Origin of the sequence: uncultured Mucilaginibacter sp. (assembly GCF_903893715.1) — a bacterium.
Classification (GTDB): Bacteria; Bacteroidota; Bacteroidia; order Sphingobacteriales; family Sphingobacteriaceae; genus Mucilaginibacter.
Map to the genome: position 1 here is coordinate 13,860 of NZ_CAITNG010000112.1, position 21,770 is coordinate 35,629.

A 21,770-nucleotide genomic window follows, 5' to 3' on the forward strand; every position below is an offset into this window, starting at 1 on the left:
AAAACTTAAAAAAGATGTCAAACTCAATTAACCGTAGAAACTGGATAAAATCCAGCGCGATGATGGCCGGCGGACTGGCTTTCCTCTCGGGGACGTTAGACAAGCTATCTGCTATGCCTGCGGTACGTAAAGTAACTGCCAGCATAAAAGGCGCTACCGACCAAACCGCTATCATGAGCATCCCGCCAAAATTTGGCCCGCTTAAAGCCCGGTTATTAGCTAACGAAAACCCTTTCGGTCCGTCGCCGGCTGCAAAAAAAGCTATACAGGACGCTATCGACACCGGATATCAATACCCCTTTCAGCAAATCCCTGTTCTGACAGGAAAGATTGCAGCATATGAAGGCATAACTCCCGATAATATTGTTTTAGACTCGGGCTCAACTCCCTTATTGCTTGCTGCTGCTATGCATTACAGTAAAGGTGGTAAAGAAATCATCACAGGCGATCCTTCTTACGATGACTTGCCAACACACGCTCAACTGTTTGAAGGCAAATGGGTAAAGGTACCCCTAACAGCTGATTACAAACTTGACCTGGACGCGATGGAAGCTAAAATAACCGACAAAACCGGGCTGGTTTACATTTGCAACCCCAATAACCCTACCGCAACCGTTTTAGATACGCAGAAGCTGAAGGCATTTTGTGAGCGCGTATCGAAAAAGGTAACCGTATTTATTGACGAGGCTTATATTGATTACCTGCCTGACCCTCAAGGCGCAACAATGATTGGCGCAGTAAAAGCCGGACAAAATGTAATTGTAGCCCGTACATTTTCCAAATTATATGGCTTTGCCGGTCTGCGTTTGGGTTACATTATTGGTCAGCCGGATGTTTTAAGCGCGTTATCAATATACACTTCCGGTTCATTTAACCTCTCAGCAACAACACTTGCTGGGGCAATTGCTGCTTATCGCGAAACAGAGTTTTTGCAGGATGCTTTGAAAAAAACACTGGCGTCAAAAGAATATCTCTACTCCGTATTAAAAGCTGAAGGGTACGAGTACATCCCATCTTCAACCAATTTTGTTATGTTCCCTTTAAAAATGGATGGCAAGCAATTTGTGCAGGAAATGATGAAACGTGGTGTTGGTGTTCGTAACTGGAAATTCAACAATAAAGACTGGTGCCGTGTAAGCATCGGCAAAATGGAAGAAATGCAATACTTTGCTGATGCCTTTAAGCAGTTATCGTAACACAATTATAAATTTGTGTCATGCTGAACTTGTTTCAGCACCCCATCAGAACGATAAGCGAGCGATATATAATTCGTTACTTAGCGTGTGAGGTGCCGATCCGTTAGCCAACGGACGGCATGACCTTTTTTTTAATATCTAATCTATACCAATGCGTAACCTACTATTTACTACCCTCATACTGTTTATCGCGGGCTTTAGCCGTGCCCAAACCACTACCACTAACCCTCGCCCCTTAACCATGGACGAGTATACCAAGGCCCTCACCTACACTATTGCCGACCTTGATAAAGATACCTACGTTAAATTCGACAACGCCTATGTGCTCGACCGTTACGAAAACCGCAAACCATACTTCATCACCGGCAGCGACGGGCTCAAAAAACGTATCGACCTGTATAAGCTTGTCGCGAAAGCAGGTTTGCAGGAAATAGGCCTGATGGTTTTTTATACCAACGAAACCGGCAAAAGGTATCAGGCTTTAGTACCCGATTTTACCGCCGATGCCCAAGTTTGGGATAAATATTTCAACGATATCGATAACATCAATAAGGTGGAGAAGAATTTTATCCTCAAGTTATCTTATGTCCTGTCGAAAGAAATGAGCTTTCAGCAATACAAGGTACTGAATGGCGGTAAGGACATGAAGGAAGAAGCTACCTACGGTAACGACATCTGTTTCCCCGGCGATGAAGAGGTAACCATGGGCGATGGCAGTAAAAAGCTGTTGAAAGACATCAAAACCGGCGACGTCGTAGTTACCGTCGACCCGGAAACCAACAAGGCATCGGCCACCAAAGTAAAAGAACTAACCATGCACCCTGCAAAAAACTATGCCTTAACGCAATTGGTGTTGGTATCGGCAAATGAAAATAATACGACAACAGGTTTGAATATCAACCTTAACACCAAAGTATTGAAAGCTACCCCTAACCATCCCATGCAAACTGTACAAGGCAGAAGCAAAATGGGCGACATTGAATTGGGGCAGCAAGTACTATGCTTTAACGACCAAACCGGTAAATACGAAACCTATACCGTTCTGCAAAAAAGCGAACAAGGCGAGGGCGTTCAAAAAGTGTACAACATTGTTGCCGATAGTGGCAGTACGCTGCTGATGAACGGCGTGATGGTGAAGCAGAAATAAATCTGATCTCAAATCTTATCCAAATAAAAACGCCCCGCTAAGCACCGGGGCGTTTTTGTTGATAAGCAATTCCTGTTTTATGGTGTTGGTACAACCGTTCCTGATGATAAATAATCGGCCAAATACTCAATACTTTTCGCGGCAATGGCAATTTGCTGTTGTGCTTCCATCCAGTTGCGTTGCTCAATCGCCTCGCGTATCCCCGGAAGGGTTTTTACCCCATAGCCTGTATAAAAGCCCGGCGCGTATATGGTGTGTTTGTACCATCCGCGGCGTGGTAAACCATCAACCGAAAGCAATTGCTGCTCGGCCTGGTACAGTTTTTTGTTGAAGGCATCATGGTCGCCGCCGGCTTTTACGGTTTTGGCCCAGGTATCGGCCAGATCACTTGTGCTTTTATCCAGCTTATGCAGCGCGTTTTGCAGCGGCGCGAAATCAAGATAAGGCACTTCGGCCTTGGGTGATGGTGTTTTGAGGCCTTTAGCCGGGTCGGCAGCCAACTGGAAGGTATTGGATTTGATCAATTGGTTCTCCAAAGCGGTATTGGTTCGCATCTGCTCGGCCATATCCATCACTTCGGTGTTGTAGGTATTGATGGTTTTCGCCAGGCTGCGGAAATCAAATGGCAGCACATCCGCATCGGCCATCCGCAACACCGCGCGTCCAGCAGTTGACGCAAGGGCTACCCCATAAGCAAACGTCGGGTCTTTAAACCGGCGGTAATCGTCGTACGAATCGTAAATGGAATGGTATTCGCCACCCGGATCTTCACCGCCAAAGCCAAAATCGAGGGTGGTAATGCCCAAATGCTGCAGGAATGAAGAATAATCCGAACCGGAACCTAATGCGCCCAGTTTACCACCTTTACGGGCCATGATATCCGTTTTGGCTTTCGCCGTAGCGGCGTTCACTATTTCGGATGCTTTTTTGCGCTCACCAACCGGCACTTTAGTTTCCGGGTCGATAACAGTAGCGGCTATCTCATCAACAAAACCTTCCAGCGCATGCGAACCTTCAGCATTTAAAAAGCCGCGCCCGTTTCCGTCCGAATTGATATAAACAACCGCTTTTTGTTGTAATTCCTTACCATGGTCCTCGGCCCATTCAGTCGAACCCATCAGGCCGGGCTCTTCGCCATCCCAGGCGCAATAAACCAATGTACGTTTAGGCTTCCAGCCTGTTTTTAGCAGATCGCCTATGGCTTTGGCTTCATCGTCCATAGCAGCCTGACCGCTAATAGGGTCGCCGGCACCGTTTACCCATGCATCGTGGTGATTGCCACGCACTACCCATTCATCCGGATAGGAAGAACCTTTCACCATCCCAATCACATCATAGGCCGGCACCTGGTTCCAATTAAACACCATTTTTAAATGCACAGTAGCTTTACCCGGCCCTACATGATAGGTATTGGGTAAGCCACCACGCCAGTCAGCAGGTGCAACTTTGCCATCAATAGCGGACAGCAACGGCTGCGCGTCATGATAGCTGATAGGGATAACCGGTATCTTTAAAATGGTCGGCGCTTCTTTGCGATCTAACCTAACGGCATCTTTGGTGGCGCCAACACCAGGTGTGAGCGGGTCGCCGGGATAGATTACCATATCCATCACCGAACCCCGCTGCACGCCGTATTCATTTTTAAACGCACCTTTAGGGTACACATCCCCAACCGAATAACCATCATCCTGCGGGTCGGAGTAAATGATACAACCCACAGCGCCATGCTCCTGCGCTACCTTTGGTTTAATGCCCCGCCACGAACGGCCGTATTTGGCTATCACAATTTTGCCTTTTACGCTGATACCCATCGCATCCAGTTTTTCGTAATCATCGGGCAAACCGTAGTTCACGTATACCAGTTCGGCGGTAACGTCGCCATCGGCGCTCCAGGCATTGTAGGTTGGCAGTTGACCATCCTGCCCGCTGGTAGCATCCTCCTTTAAAGCCGGTTCTTTAAGCAGCGCTATATATTTTGTGGGGCCTGTCAGTTCAAGTACCCGTGTTTTTGGTGTCGGGAAAAGCACGTAATAAGTATCGATTCGGGCATCCATGCCATAGCTTTTAAACTTTTGCAGGATAATATCGGCAACAGCCTTGCTTCCCGGCGAACCGATATGATGCGGCACGGCTGACAGTTGTTTTATCGTCTCGCCGATGCGTTCGGCGCTAAGCGACTGGTCGAACTGCTGCTCGACTTTGAGCTGTTCGGCAGAGCTTTGCTCGGTAAAACCGCCGATAGGTTTTTGCTGGGCCTGAGCATATTGGCCGGCCAATAGCATACTAATTCCCAAAGAGAGAAATTTCTTCATGTTGTGTTAATAGAGTCAGTTAATACGAATGGTAAGATAGCGTTTTTAGCGCTTCGTATCAAGTGTGTGGGCAACTATCCCAAAATATTTTTTGTCTAATGTCGACTTAAGTGTAAACAATCAATATTTTTATAGTAAACAATTGTTTATAAAAATAATCTTACATTTATTATTAATTATTGCCCTTTAATTTTTTCGTTTTAAACCTAAATTCTATATCTTGAAAAAAAGAATTATTGCTTTATCCTTAGCTGTTATTACGCTGTTCGGGTCGACTGAAAGTTTATTTGCCTGGGGCAAACAAGGCCACCAAATGGTTGCCGAAGTTACCTTTAGTTATCTGGATGCAGCTACAAAAACAAAAGTGCTGGCCGCGCTAAAAAATTATACCATTGAACAGGCCGCTACCTGGATGGACGATATGCGCACCAACCCGCAACTGCAATACTTAAAAAGCTGGCATTTTGTGAATATGGATAAGGGCAAACCCTATGCACCAACTACTACCGATGCTGTTTACCAGTTAAACAAGGCTATTACCGCTTTAACCCTACACAGGGCTACATTGCCCCCTGATACCGTTCAGCGCGACCTTTTCATCCTTTTCCACTTAATGGGCGACCTGCACCAACCCCTGCACGTAGGTTACGGGTCTGACTATGGCGGTAACAAAATATCCGTTTCGGCACCGGGAAACACGCAAGACAACCTGCACCACGTTTGGGATGATGACGTAATAGCCAATGAAAAAATCACACCTGCCATGTGCATACAAATGAACAAAGCCTATACCCCCGCTCAAATTAAAGCGATAGATCAGGTAAACGTAATGACCTGGTTAGGCCAATCGCGAGCATATTTAACCACCAATATTTACAGCTTTTCGGGTGGCACCGTAGGACAAGGCAGCACCATTACCCAAGCGTACCTTGACCAGGCCGCGCCCGTAGTCGAGAAACAAATAGGTATTGCCGGCTTAAGGTTGGCTGCTGTATTGACTGCTGCGTTTAAAAATTAAAATGGATTATAATCCGGTAAAATATTTGTGCTTTGTAGCATTGCTGTTCATCGGCAATTACTGCAAGGCACAATTGCCTGTACATGATGATTTTGAAGGCCCAACACTCAGTAAATTATGGGATACGAGCCGGTTAGTGATGAGCGCAGTAACCATGCAGTCGGCTATTGTGCATAGCGGACATGGCGCGATAAAAATCACTTTACATACCGGCGATAAATATGAGGCTGGCAACGATTCGAGCAAAGTATCGGAGCGCGACGAGTTGATGGAGGCCCGCAACCTGGTAAGCAAGGAAAATAACAGTTACGAATATGCTTTCAGCATGTTTATCCCGGCCGATTTCCCGATAGTGCCTACACGGCTGGTAATAGCCCAATGGAAGCAATATTGCAACAATGAAGCCATTTGTGGGGATGACTCTCCCGTATTGGCTTTAAGATACACGAATGGCATATTGCAAATCACCACACAAACAGGCCTGCACCGGACCGTCGTTTATCAAACTAAAGACGACATTCGAAACAAATGGACGAGCTTTCGATTCCAGACTCATTTTACACGTACAGACAGCGGCTTTGTTAAAAGCTGGATAAATGATGAACAAGTACTTGACTATAAAGGCAAAACCTGCTACGGAAGCGAGCGCGGCTATAACAATAATAGTTACCTGTATTTTAAAATGGGCCTTTACCGGGATAAAATGGAAGAACCCATGACCATTTATATTGATGATTACAGCAAAAGAAAGCTGGATAATTGATTATTGGATATATTTGGTCAATGCTTGTCGACTTCAAAATACCCAGCCCTCCTTTCACATCCATTTTCACCGATGAATTTGTTGGCCGGGAATCACTCAGCAAGCTTGAAGAATTATTTGTTGAGCGTGCTGTTGAGCAACGCGTAAAGCATTTTAGCACAGGCCGCCTTTGTGCCAAAAAAGCTTTGGAAAGTTTAAATATCACAGATGTTGAAATATTGATGAATGAGGACAAGGCCCCCGTTTGGCCCGAAGGTGTGGTTGGCTCCATCAGCCATTCAAAAAGCATGGCAGGTGCTGTTGTTGCGTTTGCCAACAAAGTATCATCCATCGGTTTGGATATCGAAACCATTGGCGGCGTCAACCCCGATATGTGGGATATGTTATTTTTGGCATCAGAACAAGCATTTCTGCAGCAATTTACCGGCGATAAACTGACATTTTACACCACGCTGTTGTTCAGCGGCAAAGAGGCTTTTTACAAATTCCAGCACCCGCTTACCAAAACCTTTTTAGATTTCACAGATGTAGCGATGAATTTGATTGAAGGTCAATTTGAGATAGCTGTGCTCAAGGACTTTCCCGGAAAAGAATTGCTGCCTGTTAGTACTCCTATCTATTTTACACAACAAGGCAACCAGTTGATTACCCTATGTTACCACGAAAGGGTTTAATTGTGGCTGTAATCGTAATGGAAAAAGTCGACATCAACGTAGCCGGCATCTGCATTGTTATTAAAGTTAAAGATGCCAACACGGTCGCCGCGATATGAACCCCAGGCTAATTGATAGGGTGCGCCAAAATCGGTAAAGGTTTTACCATCGAGGCTGTAGGCATATTGGCTCAGGCCGTCAAGCCCCCAGGTCGATCGTAGCCAAATCATATTCAAAGTAATCACTGCACCCGCGATAGCATCCGCACCAACGGTTTTATACTCCAATGTTTTCGTACTGCCCGAGCACTTAATGCCCAATGTGGCAAAATGCGCCGGGTTATTAAAGTGGCACAGTCCCGTTATTTCTCCATCGGCCATGCCTGCAAGGTCGAGCTTAATGATAATCTGGTTGGCTCTTGTCCGCAAAACGCGCTGAGTTAACGTGTTGCCGGCCTTAAGCAAATTATTAGGTTCAATGGGCTTAAAGGCTGTAAGCCTCAACCATCCGGGGCGCTGGGATAAGCTCCATTTATCTGCCCGGGGTTGGTAGTTCCACTCCCATTGTGGTGGCAGGACGCTTTCGTTAAACTCGTCGCTACTTTGCGGCGTGAGTATTTTGGTGCCTTTTACGGGCATTTTACCTATCCATTTCATCCGGCCAACGCCGTCGGCTCCCACTTCACCTATAATTGGCCAGCCATCTATCCAGGTAACGGGCAACAGGCTATTAATACGGCCCGACCAATCTCCGGAGCCGTGGTGGGTATAAAAATACCAGTCGCCATTTTGGGTATCCACCAATCCGCCCTGGTTGGGTTCGTAATATTGTTTTTCGGCATGGTTTACTTGTTTTACGTCATCATAAGGTCCCCAAATGCTTTTGGAACGTTCCATCATTACGGCGCGGCCTTCGGGCCTTACTTCGCTAAAAAAATGGTAATACCAGCCGTTTATTTTGTATAGTTTATTGGCTTCGCTTCCGCGCGATTGGTGTATTACCTTATCCGATTCTTTAACAATGTCCCTTCCATCGGCTGTCAGTTTAAATAAGTGTATTTTATAGGCATCGGCGTAGTTTGAGCCCACAAGGTAACCCTGTCCGTCATCATCCCAAAAGGGGCAGCAATCGTCCCATCCTTTAGCGCTCAACACCGTATGCAGCGGTTCCCATGGGCCGGAAATATTTTTGGCCGAACTCATAAAATATCCCTCATCGGGCGTACCAAAATACACCCAGAATTTATTGCCGTGATAGCGGACAGACCCGGCCCAAATGCCCTTGCCGTAGCGGTTCATCTTATCCCAGTTCATTTCGGGACTAATTTGGTTCAAATCGTTCACTACATGGCTGGCTATGGTCCAATTCACCAGGTCTTTGGATTGTAGGATTATCATACCGGGCGAAAACTGGAAGGTTGATGAAATGGCATAGTAGTCAGAGCCAACCCGTATACAATCAATATCGCTGTAATCGGACGGCAAAACAGGATTCACATAAGTGCCATTGCCCTGATCGCCCCAGGTTTGCCAATCGCCCCATTTGCGCGCATTACCATTACCATCTGTTTGGGCAATGGCAGCCTTGGCAAACAACGCCAACACCATGCAAGCCAATAGGTATCTCATCCTGTTAACGGATAATTCATTTGTTTTTTGCCCGCACCGCTTTAACCGATGCAGCGGTTATGGCTGAACCTTTATTGCCAAAGCTATTGCGCACGTAAGTCAAAACATCGGCAATATCCTGATCTTTCAAAAAGTTGTGAGGTGCCATCACATTGGTGTACGACTCGCCGTCAATATCAACCGGCGCCGGGAAGCCATTTAACACCACTTTTATCAGTCTTGTTTTGTCGCCGCTTATCCAGGTTGTTTTTGACAATGGCGGATTCATGTTGGGTACCCCGCCGCCGTCAATTTGGTGGCAGGCTAAGCAATATTGTTTATAAACCAATGCACCCCTTGCTATAGATGCTGCAGGTGCCGCACCTACAGTTTTTGGTTTTGTTTGTGCCGATACACAAAAACTAATTGATGCTAATAGTAAAAGCGCGGTTAAAACTCTATTCATACAGTATGCTTATTTTTTAGTGTAGATGATCCGATAAATAGTGCCGTGGTGGTCGTCAGTTACGTACAACGAACCATCAGGTCCTTGTGCCAGACCGCATGGGCGGTGTACAGCTTCGTTAGGCGATTTGATATCAGTAGTCATAGCCGAAAAGCCATCGGCAAACACTTCCCAATCGCCAAAAGGTTTACCGTTTTTAAACGGTTGGAATACTAAAAAATAACCTTTTTGAGGCTCAGGCGCACGGTTCCATGAACCATGGAAAGCAATAAAAGCGCCGTTTTTATACTTTTCAGGGAACATATTGCCGGTATAAAACAACAAACCATCTGGTGCCATGTGGCCGGGATAAGCGGCTACAGGATCGATAAAATTACCCACGGCTTCTTTTTTGCTGTCGCCGCCATATTCAGGGGCCATAATCTTTTTGTGCTGTATCTGGTCATAGTACATATACGGCCACCCGGCATTGTCGCCCTGTTTCAGGGCGTACATACACTCAGCAGGCAACTCAGCAGACTGCTTTTCGGTATACATATCCGGAAATATCGAGTGCAATTGGTCGCGGCCATGCTGCATCACAAACAGTTGGTTGTTTTGCTGGTTCCAATCCAAACCAACCACATTGCGCAGACCGGTGGCGTAGCGTATACCATCCTTATATGTTTGGTTTGGCTTGTTGATCTTAAACCGCCATATACCTGCCGCCGAATCCAACAACGGGCAGCCCGGGATACCCATTGAGGCAAACTGCCTGTCTTTTACCTGGCAGGAGTTGGAGTTTACACCGATATTGACGTAGATGTCATCCAGGTTATCGAAAACAATGGATTTCGACTCATGTTGACCGGTTTTTAAGCCTGTTATTATCCTTTCGGGATGATCGGCATCCAACACTTCCTTGTTGGCATCAATTTTATAACGGAACACCTCAGTATTTGATGAAGCATACAGATAATCATCCTTTAGGTTCATCCCGGTACCGGGATAGTCGCCAAAACTTTTGCTTAGTGTTCCTTTGCCGGCTGCATCGGTTTTATAATAATAAATGCCTTTGCTGCCGTTTCTCACCCGAAACATTTTTACATAGATATTGCCCTGCGGTGTTACCACAATATGGCGGGGTTGAGCGCCGGTTTCGGCCACAACCAGGGCACCAAAGCCCTCGGGTAGTTTTAGCCCTGCGTTATCTTTGTCGGCAACCGGGCCGACATTGCTTTTTATCGCGTACAATGACACACTCGCAGCAATCAGCACGGCTGGAACGATGTATTTTATTAGTTTAGTTTTCATTTGCTTTTTTTGGATGTTGACCAACATTTACCATTCGAGTTTTAAAAGTGTTACTCCTTGTCTTGGCAGTGCAATATTAACAATTGCCGTCCCATTTTTTATGCCCAGTTTGTCAGGCCTACCTAATATTTCCAATTGCCCGGCCTTTTCGAGGGCTTTAATTTGCTCGGCGGTAGGGTTTGCGGGCGAGCCCATCTTTTTCCATGCTTCGTACGAGTTGCTATGTTCGTTGTCTATCCGGTATTGGGTTAGCTTTGCCGATGACACAGGTATGCCGTTAATGGTCACCGCAATGGGTTCGGCAGGGCCTTGTTTGTCTTCATCATGATAATTCCAAACCATAACGGTGGCTAAACCTTTATCTGTAGATGCCAAAGCGCCTACATCATTTTGCTTACCGCGGATGCTCGAATCAAGCACCATTTTGAGAGCATACATCTGGCTGCCCTGTACTTCCACCCTGTTGCCCTTCATCATACCAAACATGCGGAACACGTTCAATACGGGCTTATCCACCCCATTGGTGGCCAGATCGCGGAAACCGGCAAACCAAGGCTGGTCTTCAAACTCGAACGACCAGCTAACCGCGCCTATTAAATTGGCTTTGTATTTATCCATCAGTTCATACTTACGCGCAAAAGCGGCAGCTGTATAACTGGAATACATGGTACCGTTACGATATGAGTTTTCGGGGTTAGTGGCCATACCACAGGCCGCGCAGCCTTCCGGGTCCGATTCACCTATTACCATCAGGATATTCTCAAGGCCCGGTATGGCTTTTACCGAGCGCATATGGTCATTAATATTGCGCAATTGCTGGCCAATGTTCATTACTACGGTTCCGTTTACTACGCGAGGAGAGCCCTTTGCGTGGAACAACACTAAATCGAGTGGTGAACCCATTTTGCCGGTGGCGTAGTTAGTATCAGTTAAGCAATGCTTGATGAAGGCGGCTTCCCACTTACCTGCCCCACCCGTTACATTGGCGCCGCCGATGCGTGCGGTAGGCAGCGCTTTTTTCACACCATCGGCAGCATAATCATACAATTTATAAAACTCGGGCACGGTGCCTTTCCAGTAGGCGCCGTTGGGTTCGTTCCAAACTTCCCAATACCAACTTTCCACTTCGGCTTTGCCATAACGGGCAATACAATGTTTTACCCATTGGTAAACCAGTTCGCGCCATTTGTTATAATCTTTTGGCGGGTATGCCCAGCCAGTCTCAATCGCACTATAGTTAACACCTGGTTTCCAATGGTGCTGGTATGGTTCGGGATGTGTCGACAATGCTTCGGGCATAAAACCGATCTGCGCAAGTGGTTTCATATGCCGGTTTACATAGGTATCGAAAATACTGTCGACAATATGAAAATTATACACCGGGTTGCCTTTCGCGTCTTCGGTATAGATATTGGTAGAACCCCATTTTAGAGCAGGCACACCATCACCCGATGTCAACAGGTTATGCGTACGCACATAAACAGGCACCGGGCTTAATGCCGAAATCTCGGATAGGAGTTTGCGGCCATCTTTCATATAGGTAAAGTTTGGCTCGTCGTAACCAAACCATGCCCATATGGGGCGCATAGCGGCTATCGGTTTGTTCAGGTCAACCTGTATGGTTGCCGGCGTGGTGGTTTGCGCTTTCGCGGAAATGCAAAAAACAACACCAATTACCATTAAAACAATGGCCGTTTTAAATATTTTCATAGGTTTAAGCTTTGGTTGAGCGCTCATTCAACAATGTTGAATGCGAAGATATGATTTGTAAATGGTGAATTGCGAGTAGTAAATAAAAATTTTTTTTTCTTATCCCGCAACACAATTCACCATCTGCCCTTGGATTTACAAAACCTTACCATCCGCCTCAGCCAACTTGGTATTCGGCAGTTGCCCGGTGTTGCTCACACTAAAATTCTTCACTTTATTGAGCATAAAGGTTGCCGCACCTGCACCTAATTGCGAACGTATATGCTGAAAATCGGATCCATCAACCTGCTCCAGATAATACGCCGGCCGGAAATCGTTGCTTAAAAAGCAGGTTTCGATATTGCTCATTTTCAGATCCTTTACCTGACTGATGTAAAAACCATACGATGGCGTTACACCAAAGTTTTTAGGCTCGGGATATAGTTTTGTTTGGTCGGGCACAACGGTTGAGGCTTGCTCTTTGGTGCCGCCTCCGTTAAAATAGATGTGGATATTGTCTAAAGTCAAATCCTGTATTTCGTTACCAGGCAGGCCCGCAATAATAGCGGCTTGGGTGCCATCCACATTATAAGCCATTACATTACTGATGAGGATACGTTTTGCGGTACCGATAGCAGCATTTGCGGGACCGCGCATGCGGGCGCCCAAACGCACAAATAGAGGCGCATTTACAATATCGCGCATGGTGATGTTGGTGATGCTAATATCTTCCATGAGGGCGCCATCCACACTCTCGAGCGCCAGGCCCCGGCAATACACAAAGGTGCAGTTACTGATGGCGATGTTTTTATAGCCGCCGTTTGATTCGGTGCCAAATTTAATACGACCGGTTGGCCCGCCGTTGTATTTTACAGTGCGTTTGTACGTTCCATCCAAAAACGAGCCTTCATCAAAACCACTTACCTGGCAATTGGTAATAGTTACATTTTCGGTAGCTCGGGCAGTGTTTAAACCGTATGAGCTTTTGAGGCATATCCCGTCATCATAAGGTGAGTTAACGCTGCAATTGGAAATATGCACGTTTTGGCAACAATCAATATCCATCCCGTCGCGGTTGGTATCCATCTTCACATTGTCTACGGTCAGGTTATCAGCGGCAGTAGCTAACAGCGCGAACCAACCACCGTGCAGAATAGAAATATCTTTGATATTGATATTGCGGCACTGGTACAGCGCTATGGTTTTATTGGGTTTAGGATTGGTTTCATCGTTCATTTTGTCGATGGTGTTGGTGCGCTCAAGTCCCTTGCCCCAAATGGTCCCCTGGCCAATAATGGAAACATCATGGATGTTTTCGCCCCATATCAGGCTGTTATGCCAATGCCTGTGGCCAAAATCCTCGTACAAAAAATCTGTTTTCTTTTCGGGCAGGTCATAACCGGCTTCTTTAACCGGGTCGGCGGCAATAAGTGTAGCACCCTGATCAATGTACAAAGTGATATTGCTTTTTAAACGGATAGAGCCAGTCAAATAATTCCCCGCCGGGAAATAAACAGTGCCGCCACCTGCTGCGGCAGCAATTTCTACGGCTTTATTTATGGCCTCCGTGTCAAAAGCTATATTGTCGCCTTTGGCACCATACTTTTTAACATTATATAAATCGGTTTGCGCATAAGTGCCATAAGCACATAACAACATAAGGGCAGCCAGTAAACTGCTAAATCGCTTTTTCATGGTATGTAAAATAATTTGGTTTTTGTTAGATTATAGAAGCAAGTACGCAAAAACAATGCACAACCACCAATATTTAGGCCACTATAATTGTGCAAACGTTACCAAAAGTCAACGCAGCAAATAATTTGTCAAACCAAAACAAAAAAAATCAGTTTAAGGTATAAGTATAAAGCTTCATTTATTTGTTCACCACCCGAATTACCAACCTATGAAAACCGCCGTTATTGTTTTTATCATAGTTGTAGCAGTGGCGTTTATTGCACTATTGGTCTGGAAAAACCTGAAAGACGAGGAGGATATTGCCCCCGACCTGACTGATGAACTGGAAAACGACGAAGATGAAGAACAGTTTATTAAGTGAATGAGCTAACATAAGTTAAATAAAGTTGCTTCGGGCTAACCTTAATTCCCATCCCAAGGTGTTTTGTTTATAGGATATTCTTATTAGTTACTAAACTTGCATTAAAAAAATAATTCGTACATTTGCGCCCTAAAATTCTTTTCTCAAAATATGAAATTATCTCAATTCAAATTCAATTTACCTGATTCGTTAATCGCACATTCGCCTGTTGAAAACCGTGATGAATCTCGCCTGATGGTTTTGCACCGCGACTCGGGAAAAATTGAACACAAAATATTTAAGGACGTACTTGGTTATTTTGATGATAAAGACGTAATGATATTGAACAACACCAAAGTGTTCCCTGCTCGCTTATATGGCAATAAAGAGAAGACCGGTGCCACCATTGAAGTATTTTTATTACGCGAACTGAATAAAGAATTACGTCTGTGGGACGTGTTGGTTGACCCGGCACGTAAAATACGCGTAGGCAACAAATTATATTTTGGCGATGACGATTTGCTAATTGCCGAAGTTGTGGATAATACCACTTCGCGCGGCCGTACCATCCGCTTTTTGTTTGATGGTACCGACGAAGAGTTCCGTCGTAACGTGGAAATATTGGGCGAAACACCGCTTCCTAAATATATCAAGCGTAAAGCTACCGAAGAAGATAAAGAGCGTTACCAAACTATTTTCGCCAAAAACGAAGGCGCTGTGGCCGCCCCTACTGCCGGCCTGCACTTTAGCCGTGAGTTGATGAAACGCCTTGAACTAAAAGGTATTGAGTTTGCCGAAGTTACCCTGCACGTAGGTTTAGGCACTTTCCGCCCGGTTGAGGTGGAAGACCTGACCAAACATAAAATGGATTCGGAACAGTTCATCATCGAGCAAAAGCAAGCCGATATAGTAAACAAAGCTATTGAAGAGAAACGCCGCATTTGTGCCGTTGGTACTACTTCAATGCGTGCTATCGAGTCGGCGGTGTCGGCCAATAAAACATTGAAAGCCGCTAACGACTGGACCAGCAAATTCATTTTCCCGCCATACGAGTTTAGCATCGCTAATTCGATGATTACCAACTTCCACACGCCTGAGTCGACTTTGTTGATGATGATTTGTGCTTTTGGTGGATACGATGAGGTAATGAACGCCTATGAAGTGGCCATAAAAGAAAAATACCGCTTTTACAGCTACGGCGACGCGATGTTGATAATTTAAGATATGTATTTAGTAGTTAGTACATAGTATTTAGATGAATATCGATACGTACTTTTACGATATTGGATATAGCAAAAGTCTAAATACTAACTACTATGTACTAACTACTCAACTATGAGTCTAACAACCCCCAACAAAACTTACGCCATCATCGTTGCCGGCGGCATAGGCAGCCGTATGCTGAGCGACATACCCAAGCAGTTTTTATTGCTGAACAACAGGCCGATGATGATGTATACCATCGAGGCATTTTACCATTGCCAGGCACATCCTGAAATTATTGTAGTACTCCACCCCGACCATCACGATTATTGGCTGCAATTATGCGTTGCTCATAACTTTGTGATACCCCATCAATTGGTTGGTGGTGGCGATACACGTTTTCAATCGGTAAAAAATGGCTTAAACGTTATTGATGGTGATGGTATCATAGCCGTGCACGATGCCGTAAGGCCTCTGGTGGATGTAAAAGTTATCGACCAGTCGTACATGGTCGCTGCCGAAAAAGGCAACGCCATTGTAGCTGTACAGAGCCGCGATTCGATACGGCAACTGAAAAACAACCAAACGGCAGCCGTGCCCCGAGATGAGATATACCTGGTGCAGACCCCGCAAGCCTTCCACTCGGATATTTTAAGAAAAGCCTACGAGCAGGATTACCATAGCAATTTTACAGATGATGCGAGCGTTGTGGAGCTTTCGGGTGTTGATATCCATTTGGTGAACGGCAACCATACCAATATCAAGGTTACTTTCCCCGAAGATATCGCGATAGCGGAAATGCTGTTAGGCAAAAGTGCACGCTGAGTATATTTAAATAGAAAAAACAGGGTAAAAGCTTCCTAATGTAACTCGCTTACAGCAACAGCTTACTTGCCAGCCACAAGGTAAAGAAGAACCCGAAACAATCAGTAAACGTAGTGATAATAATGGACGACGCCACTGCGGGGTCAATACCGACCCTTTTTAGCAATAAAGGAATAGAAGCCCCGGTCAGCCCGGCTATGATAAGATTCCCCGTCATAGCTAAAAAGAGCACCACGCCCAGCATTGGGCTCGCATCGTAAAATAAGGCCACCACGAAAACGATCAAGCCATTAGCCGCCCCATTTATCATCCCAACCAAAAACTCTTTTACAACAGTAGCGTAAGCCTGTTTATCGTTCAGGTCGTTTAGCGATATACGCCTTACCGTTACCGCTAGGGCCTGTGTTGCGGCATTACCGCCCATACCTGCGATAATGGTCATATAAGCCGAAATAATGGATAATTTAGCCACCGTCGAATCAAAACCCCGGATAACAGATGCCGCTAAAAACGCTGTACCCAAATTGATAATAAGCCATGGTAAACGACTTTTTATCGCCTCGATATAGTTACCACTCAGTTCCTCATCCTGCGATACGCCACTGATCTTTAAAATATCCTCGGTATTCTCTTCCTCCATTACGTCGATGATATCATCAACTGTAATGCGGCCTAAAAGCCTCATGGTATCATCCACAACCGGTATGCTGTTCAGGTTATATTGCGAAAACAGTTTGGCTACATCTTCCTGGTCCATGTCTGCCTTTACATATACCGGTTCTGTTTTTACGAGGTCGGCCACGCGGGCATCAACTTTGGCCTTTATGACATCCTTGATGGAAAGGATACCTTTTAATATATCTTTATCGTCGACCACATAAATGGTATAAAACTCCTCCATCTCTTCCGATTGATGAATGATTTCGTCGAGCGCTTCCTTTTTATCCAGTTTGATATTCACCTTGATCAGGTCGGTGTTCATCAAACCACCGGCGGTATCTTCGTCGTAACTTAACAGTGTTCGTATCTCCGAAGCATCTTCCTCGTCAACATCCTTTAATATTTCGTGCTGCTCATGCTCTTCCAGTTGCGATATCAGGTCGGTCGCGTCATCATAATCCAGTTCTTCGATGATGTCGGAGCGTTTTTCCGGGTCGAGGTTAAAAAGGATGTCTTCCGGGTGATGCTCCTCATCCATTTCCGAAATTACTTCCGAAGCCAGCTCGACCGACAATACGTTTACAATACGTTCGCGCTCATCCGGGGTTAGTTTTTCGAAAATAATGGCAATTTCCGAAGCATGGTAATCTTCCAGCACCAGTTTCAGTTCGGCGTCATCTCCCTCCAATGCAAGGTGGATGCGTTCAAGGTCGGCTTTATTGATTTCGAAAGATTCCATATACGACTAATGTACAAAAATATGGAGCAAAGCAGAATAAAAACCAAAAAGACACCGGTTTTTAGATAGGCATCCATTTTATTTCAACCCCATGCAAGAGATGAAACAATGGCAATACTCGCTCAACGTGGCTTTTCCTTACCCCAACATGCAGTTCACATCGCTCATCAGATAGCTGCCGCAACACTTCCAACCCTTCCTGCTTTACTACGCGCATCACCTCGTTCATCAAAGCATAATCAAACCTGATACTGTACACGTCGGTAACTACTTTCTCAATAATATTAGAAACTTTAATCGCCTCTTCGGCAGCGTTTTTATAAGCATTGATTAAACCGGGAACACCTAATAATGTACCACCAAAATATCGCACAACCACAATAATTATATTGGTTAAATTATGCGACAATAAAGCGTTCAAAATAGGCCTGCCCGCTGTGCCCGATGGCTCCCCATCATCGTTTACCCGAAAAACCGACCGGTCAGGACTCAAACGCATTGCCCAACAATGGTGGTTGGCTTTGGTATGTTCGGCTTTTAATTTGTTTACGATGGCTTTGATATCCCCTTCTGATGTTATGGGATAAGCAAAGGCGATGAACTTGCTGCCCCTGTCTTTAAAAGTTCCTTCTGCGGGTTTCGCTATGGTGCGATAAGTATCTTCAAACAACATAAGGTTTTATTATTCGCAGGGTATCTTCTCCCACCTTATCAACACTTATTATATCACCTTGTATAACAGGCGCTTTGATACCTTTGGTTAAATTCACATTACCGGTAAACACGCGTGCTTCATCCCATAAACCGGCATCAATAAAAGCCTGCAGGGTTTTGGCCCCACCTTCGATGATGAGCGATTGCACATCCTGCAAATACAACTGGAACAAAATATAATGCGGCACAAAATTGTCGAAATCTTCCAGCGAAATGTATTTTACTTTTCCATCAACGTCGGTTTTAATGGCATTAAAAACAAAAGTCTCTACCGATTGGTCGAACAGGCGCAAATCCTTTGACAATTCCAGGTTACGGTCTATCACTACCCTTTTTGGCGATTTACCCAAACCATGCCGCACATTCAACAACGGGTTATCAATTAAAGCTGTATTCTTTCCTACCAAAATGGCGTCTTCTTCGCCGCGCCATTGGTGCACCAACCGGCGCGAAATCTCCCCGGTTATCCAAAGCTGACTGCCATCATCCGGCGCGAAAAAGCTATCTTCGGTCTGCGCCCATTTTAGTATAACGTATGGCCGTTGCTTTTGAACGCGGGTAAAAAAGCGTTTGTTAAGGTCAATACATTCAGCTTCCATCACGCCCAATACCACCTCTACCCCTGCCGCCATTAACTTCTCTATTCCCTTGCCGTTCACAGCTTCAAAAGGGTCGCGGCAACCCACAATTACTTTAGGGATGCCGTGTTTAATAATGAGATCGGCGCAAGGCGGCGTTTTACCATAATGCGCGCAGGGCTCCAGCGTTACATAAATAACCGCTTCCTTTAACAAAATCGCTGCATCAGGGTATATTGTCAACACGCTATTCACGGCATTCACCTCGGCATGCGCCTGCCCGTACCGTTCGTGATAACCTTCACCAATAATGCCATCATTGTGCACAATAACAGCGCCCACCATAGGGTTGGGGCTAACAAAACCTGCGCCCAAACGGGCAAGCTCAAGGGCACGCTGCATGTATAATTGGTGTTCCGCCATTTTTGCAAAGGTATAATTTATGTTTCTTTGCAGGATGATTACTATTGCACAGGCCTTAAAAATGTTCGATACGCTTTCCAACCTGTACGATCAGCCCGAAGTAGACAGCATCAAATACCTGGTATTGAGCGATGTATCGAATTTATCAAAAACCCAGCTCCGCGCTTTTCCGGATAGAGAATTAGATGGGCAAGCGATCCAAAAAATGCAAAACATCATCACCCGGCTGCAAACCGGAGAACCGGTACAATACATATTGGGCCATACTGAATTTTATGGCTTGGCGTTCAAAGTAAATCCATCGGTACTCATCCCAAGACCCGAAACAGAGGAACTGGTGGAATGGGTGTTGTCGGAAGTCAGAGGTCAGCAATCGGGGGTCAGAAACATTTTAGATATTGGTACCGGCAGCGGGTGCATCCCTATCGCATTAAAAAAACACCTTCCTCAAACCCAGCTAACAGGGTTAGACATATCACCCGCGGCTTTACAAACCGCCCGCCAAAACGCGCAACTGAATGAAGTTGACGTTGATTTTATTGAAGCCGATATATTAAACCCGCCCATCGCAATACGCAGTACGCAATACGCAATACTCATCAGCAACCCACCCTACGTCACCGAACACGAAAAACTGGCTATGCATCAAAACGTGCTCAACCACGAGCCGCATAATGCACTTTTCGTACCCGATACCGACCCGCTGCTGTTCTACCGCGCCATTGCTGATTTTGCCCTACAAAACCTGCAACCCAACGGCTTGCTCTTTTTTGAGATAAACGAAAACCTCGGCAAACAAACCGTTGAATTATTGCACGATAAAGGCTTTAAGGATATTGAGTTAAGACAGGATATTCGGGGGAAAGATAGGATGATAAAAGCTAAGAAATCAATTTTGAAGGGTTGATATACTTCAATTCGGTTACCTTTTTGAAATCCTTATCATTGTCTGCAACCAGCGTCATATTATTCACTAAAGCGGTCGCCGCAATTATGGCATCGGGTAGTTTTATGTTATGCGTTTTTCTTATTTCGATGGTTTTTGAGATGATGCTGCTATAAATACCAATAACATTTGAATTATCTATAAATAATTTGTAAACATCCAGATCTATATCATGTGGCAAGTTCCATGCTAGCAATTCGATCTCTGTTATGAAGGAAATATTTGATTCTTCATCAAGGATATTATCCAAAAGTGAATTTCCTTCGGCAGGCAATATTTCTTTAAGATATTTAATTACAACAGAGGTGTCAATCAAAAATTTCGCTGCCATTCTCCACGTAATTCTTTTAGTTGAGCATCGATCTCTTCGTTGCTCATCGACGATGTTAGTTTACCTTTCAGGTCAGATATCTTAACTTTTTTCTTGATCACTTTTATAAGGTTCAACTCTTCCATATCCTGCAAAAGTTTGTAAGCCTTACTATTAGTCAATTCTATTACAAGTGTTTCCATTATTGCATCCTCCGATATAACAAATATACGTTTTTTTATTTATTCATCCCTCGCCTTTCTCCCCGAACTCCGTGGATGATGGCTGATAATCACACTCTTTAAATACTCCCTATCCAAATGCGTATAAATTTCGGTCGTAGTAATGCTCTCATGGCCCAGCATCTCCTGTATGGCGCGCAGGTCGGCGCCGCCTTCTATCAAATGGGTTGCAAATGAATGCCTGAACGTGTGCGGACTAATGCTTTTCTTCAACCCTATCCTTTCGGCCAGGTCTTTTATCATCAAAAACACATATACCCTTGATAATCTTTTGCCACGGCGGTTCAAAAAAACAATGTCTTCTTCCCCATTTTGTACGGGCACATGCACCCGCACTTCTTCCAGCCATAGCTTTAAGTATTTAACGGCTTGCGAGCCTATCGGCACCAGCCGCTCCTTGTTGCCCTTTCCGGTTATCTTGATAAAATCAATCTCGAGGTACAGGTTCGATATCTTCAGCGTTGTTAACTCCGTAACCCGCAAGCCGCAGCCATACAATACCTCCAGCATCGCTTTATTACGTGCGCCTTCCGGTTTCGATAAATCAATGGCATCGATTAATTTATCAATATCCGCGAGTCTTAAGGTATCCGGCAGTTTACGGGTCAACTTAGGTCCTTCTATCAGTTCAGAGGGGTCGCTATGTATCTGGTTGTCCAACAGCAGGTAGCGGTAAAAAGCCTTGATACCCGAAATGACCCTCGCCTGCGAAGAGGGTAGCATACCCAGCTCATTCACCCAGCCGATAAAATCGCTCAAATCGCGGTGACCGATAGTTTCTGGTTTTAGCGGCACCAATTTACTGTCGGCAAATTGAATCAGCTTATCCAGGTCGCCCAGATACGCATCCACCGAATTGTTGGACAGCGAACGCTCCAGCTTTAAATACGAACGAAAACCTTTTTTTGCCGCTTGCCAATCCACCTTTTTGTTTTGCTGTTTTATGATTAT

Annotated in this window: 21 protein-coding genes; 9 read left to right on the plus strand and 12 right to left on the minus strand. The window is 45.2% G+C overall.

The annotated features are described in order from the left end of the window. Window positions 1–14 precede the first annotated feature (14 nt). Together QZX97_RS12435 and QZX97_RS12440 are read left to right on the plus strand one after the other, a co-directional pair. Window positions 15–1,196 (plus strand): histidinol-phosphate transaminase, encoded by a 1,182-nt coding sequence (locus QZX97_RS12435; RefSeq protein WP_295650429.1) that lies wholly within the window; start codon window positions 15–17, stop codon window positions 1,194–1,196. A 151-nt stretch (window positions 1,197–1,347) separates the two neighbouring features. Continuing rightward, window positions 1,348–2,343 (plus strand): Hint domain-containing protein, encoded by a 996-nt coding sequence (locus QZX97_RS12440; protein ID WP_295650427.1) that lies wholly within the window; start codon window positions 1,348–1,350, stop codon window positions 2,341–2,343. Window positions 2,344–2,420: 77 nt separating this feature from the next. Here QZX97_RS12440 and QZX97_RS12445 read toward each other — a convergent pair whose 3' ends face one another. Continuing rightward, entirely contained in the window at window positions 2,421–4,655 is a 2,235-nt protein-coding gene (locus QZX97_RS12445) for a transferrin receptor-like dimerization domain-containing protein (RefSeq protein WP_295650424.1), read from the minus strand. 220 nt (window positions 4,656–4,875) lie between these two features. Between QZX97_RS12445 and QZX97_RS12450 the strand changes: the two genes are divergently transcribed. From QZX97_RS12450 to QZX97_RS12460, 3 genes are read left to right on the plus strand one after another with little or no spacing between them, the layout of a single operon-like run. After that, window positions 4,876–5,673 carry a S1/P1 nuclease gene (locus QZX97_RS12450; protein ID WP_295650421.1) on the plus strand — a complete coding sequence of 266 codons (798 nt, stop codon included), beginning with the start codon at window positions 4,876–4,878 and terminating at the stop codon, window positions 5,671–5,673. A 1-nt stretch (window position 5,674) separates the two neighbouring features. Then, window positions 5,675–6,436: a polysaccharide lyase gene (locus QZX97_RS12455; protein WP_295650418.1), complete on the plus strand. Its 762-nt coding sequence runs from the start codon at window positions 5,675–5,677 to the stop codon at window positions 6,434–6,436. Window positions 6,437–6,456: 20 nt separating this feature from the next. Then, on the plus strand, window positions 6,457–7,110 hold the full coding sequence (locus QZX97_RS12460; RefSeq protein WP_295650415.1) for a 4'-phosphopantetheinyl transferase superfamily protein: 654 nt from the start codon (window positions 6,457–6,459) through the stop codon (window positions 7,108–7,110). Here the strand turns inward: QZX97_RS12460 and QZX97_RS12465 are convergent. The 5 genes from QZX97_RS12465 to QZX97_RS12485 form a co-directional block, all read right to left on the minus strand. Further along, window positions 7,107–8,717, minus strand: coding sequence for a glycoside hydrolase 43 family protein (locus QZX97_RS12465; protein ID WP_295650412.1), 1,611 nt, complete (start codon window positions 8,715–8,717; stop codon window positions 7,107–7,109). The two genes, QZX97_RS12460 and QZX97_RS12465, sit on opposite strands and share 4 nt — an antisense overlap. Before the next feature lie 16 nt (window positions 8,718–8,733). Then, window positions 8,734–9,162, minus strand: coding sequence for a c-type cytochrome (locus QZX97_RS12470; protein WP_295650411.1), 429 nt, complete (start codon window positions 9,160–9,162; stop codon window positions 8,734–8,736). A gap of 9 nt (window positions 9,163–9,171) precedes the next feature. After that, the gene (locus tag QZX97_RS12475; RefSeq protein WP_295650408.1) at window positions 9,172–10,455 is read right to left on the minus strand and encodes a PQQ-dependent sugar dehydrogenase; all 1,284 of its coding nucleotides are present in this window, start codon (window positions 10,453–10,455) and stop codon (window positions 9,172–9,174) included. Between the two features lie 27 nt (window positions 10,456–10,482). Beyond that, window positions 10,483–12,165, minus strand: a complete 1,683-nt coding sequence (locus QZX97_RS12480) for a beta-xylosidase (protein WP_295650405.1) — start codon at window positions 12,163–12,165, stop codon at window positions 10,483–10,485. A gap of 135 nt (window positions 12,166–12,300) precedes the next feature. Continuing rightward, window positions 12,301–13,839, minus strand: coding sequence for a glycosyl hydrolase family 28-related protein (locus QZX97_RS12485; RefSeq protein ID WP_295650402.1), 1,539 nt, complete (start codon window positions 13,837–13,839; stop codon window positions 12,301–12,303). A 208-nt stretch (window positions 13,840–14,047) separates the two neighbouring features. On the opposite strand from QZX97_RS12485, the gene QZX97_RS12490 reads away from it, so the two are divergent. From QZX97_RS12490 to QZX97_RS12500, 3 genes are all read left to right on the plus strand, one after another. Then, window positions 14,048–14,200: a hypothetical protein gene (locus tag QZX97_RS12490; RefSeq protein ID WP_295650400.1), complete on the plus strand. Its 153-nt coding sequence runs from the start codon at window positions 14,048–14,050 to the stop codon at window positions 14,198–14,200. A 150-nt stretch (window positions 14,201–14,350) separates the two neighbouring features. After that, on the plus strand, window positions 14,351–15,400 hold the full coding sequence (queA, locus tag QZX97_RS12495; RefSeq protein ID WP_295650397.1) for a tRNA preQ1(34) S-adenosylmethionine ribosyltransferase-isomerase QueA: 1,050 nt from the start codon (window positions 14,351–14,353) through the stop codon (window positions 15,398–15,400). Between the two features lie 114 nt (window positions 15,401–15,514). After that, window positions 15,515–16,207, plus strand: a complete 693-nt coding sequence (locus tag QZX97_RS12500) for a 2-C-methyl-D-erythritol 4-phosphate cytidylyltransferase (protein WP_295650394.1) — start codon at window positions 15,515–15,517, stop codon at window positions 16,205–16,207. A 49-nt stretch (window positions 16,208–16,256) separates the two neighbouring features. On the opposite strand, the gene mgtE is transcribed toward QZX97_RS12500, so the two are convergent. From mgtE to ribD, 3 genes are all read right to left on the minus strand, one after another. Next, window positions 16,257–17,606 carry a magnesium transporter gene (mgtE, locus tag QZX97_RS12505; RefSeq protein ID WP_295650391.1) on the minus strand — a complete coding sequence of 450 codons (1,350 nt, stop codon included), beginning with the start codon at window positions 17,604–17,606 and terminating at the stop codon, window positions 16,257–16,259. 61 nt (window positions 17,607–17,667) lie between these two features. Next, complete coding sequence (locus QZX97_RS12510; protein WP_295650389.1) at window positions 17,668–18,279, minus strand: YigZ family protein; 612 nt, start codon at window positions 18,277–18,279, stop codon at window positions 17,668–17,670. Next, window positions 18,269–19,321 carry a bifunctional diaminohydroxyphosphoribosylaminopyrimidine deaminase/5-amino-6-(5-phosphoribosylamino)uracil reductase RibD gene (gene ribD, locus QZX97_RS12515; RefSeq protein ID WP_295650387.1) on the minus strand — a complete coding sequence of 351 codons (1,053 nt, stop codon included), beginning with the start codon at window positions 19,319–19,321 and terminating at the stop codon, window positions 18,269–18,271. Before ribD ends, QZX97_RS12510 begins: the two co-directional genes overlap by 11 nt. Before the next feature lie 34 nt (window positions 19,322–19,355). Here ribD and prmC point away from each other — a divergent pair, with 34 nt between their 5' ends. Further along, on the plus strand, window positions 19,356–20,228 hold the full coding sequence (prmC, locus tag QZX97_RS12520) for a peptide chain release factor N(5)-glutamine methyltransferase (RefSeq protein ID WP_295650384.1): 873 nt from the start codon (window positions 19,356–19,358) through the stop codon (window positions 20,226–20,228). Here prmC and QZX97_RS12525 read toward each other — a convergent pair. From QZX97_RS12525 to xerD, 3 genes are read right to left on the minus strand one after another with little or no spacing between them, the layout of a single operon-like run. After that, the gene (locus tag QZX97_RS12525) at window positions 20,203–20,598 is read right to left on the minus strand and encodes a type II toxin-antitoxin system VapC family toxin (protein ID WP_295650381.1); all 396 of its coding nucleotides are present in this window, start codon (window positions 20,596–20,598) and stop codon (window positions 20,203–20,205) included. The genes prmC and QZX97_RS12525 overlap by 26 nt on opposite strands. After that, the gene (locus tag QZX97_RS12530) at window positions 20,580–20,780 is read right to left on the minus strand and encodes a hypothetical protein (protein ID WP_295650379.1); all 201 of its coding nucleotides are present in this window, start codon (window positions 20,778–20,780) and stop codon (window positions 20,580–20,582) included. The genes QZX97_RS12525 and QZX97_RS12530 overlap by 19 nt, the downstream gene beginning before the upstream one ends. A 39-nt stretch (window positions 20,781–20,819) precedes the next feature. Beyond that, window positions 20,820–21,743 carry a site-specific tyrosine recombinase XerD gene (gene xerD / locus QZX97_RS12535; RefSeq protein ID WP_295650376.1) on the minus strand — a complete coding sequence of 308 codons (924 nt, stop codon included), beginning with the start codon at window positions 21,741–21,743 and terminating at the stop codon, window positions 20,820–20,822. Window positions 21,744–21,770 lie beyond the last annotated feature (27 nt).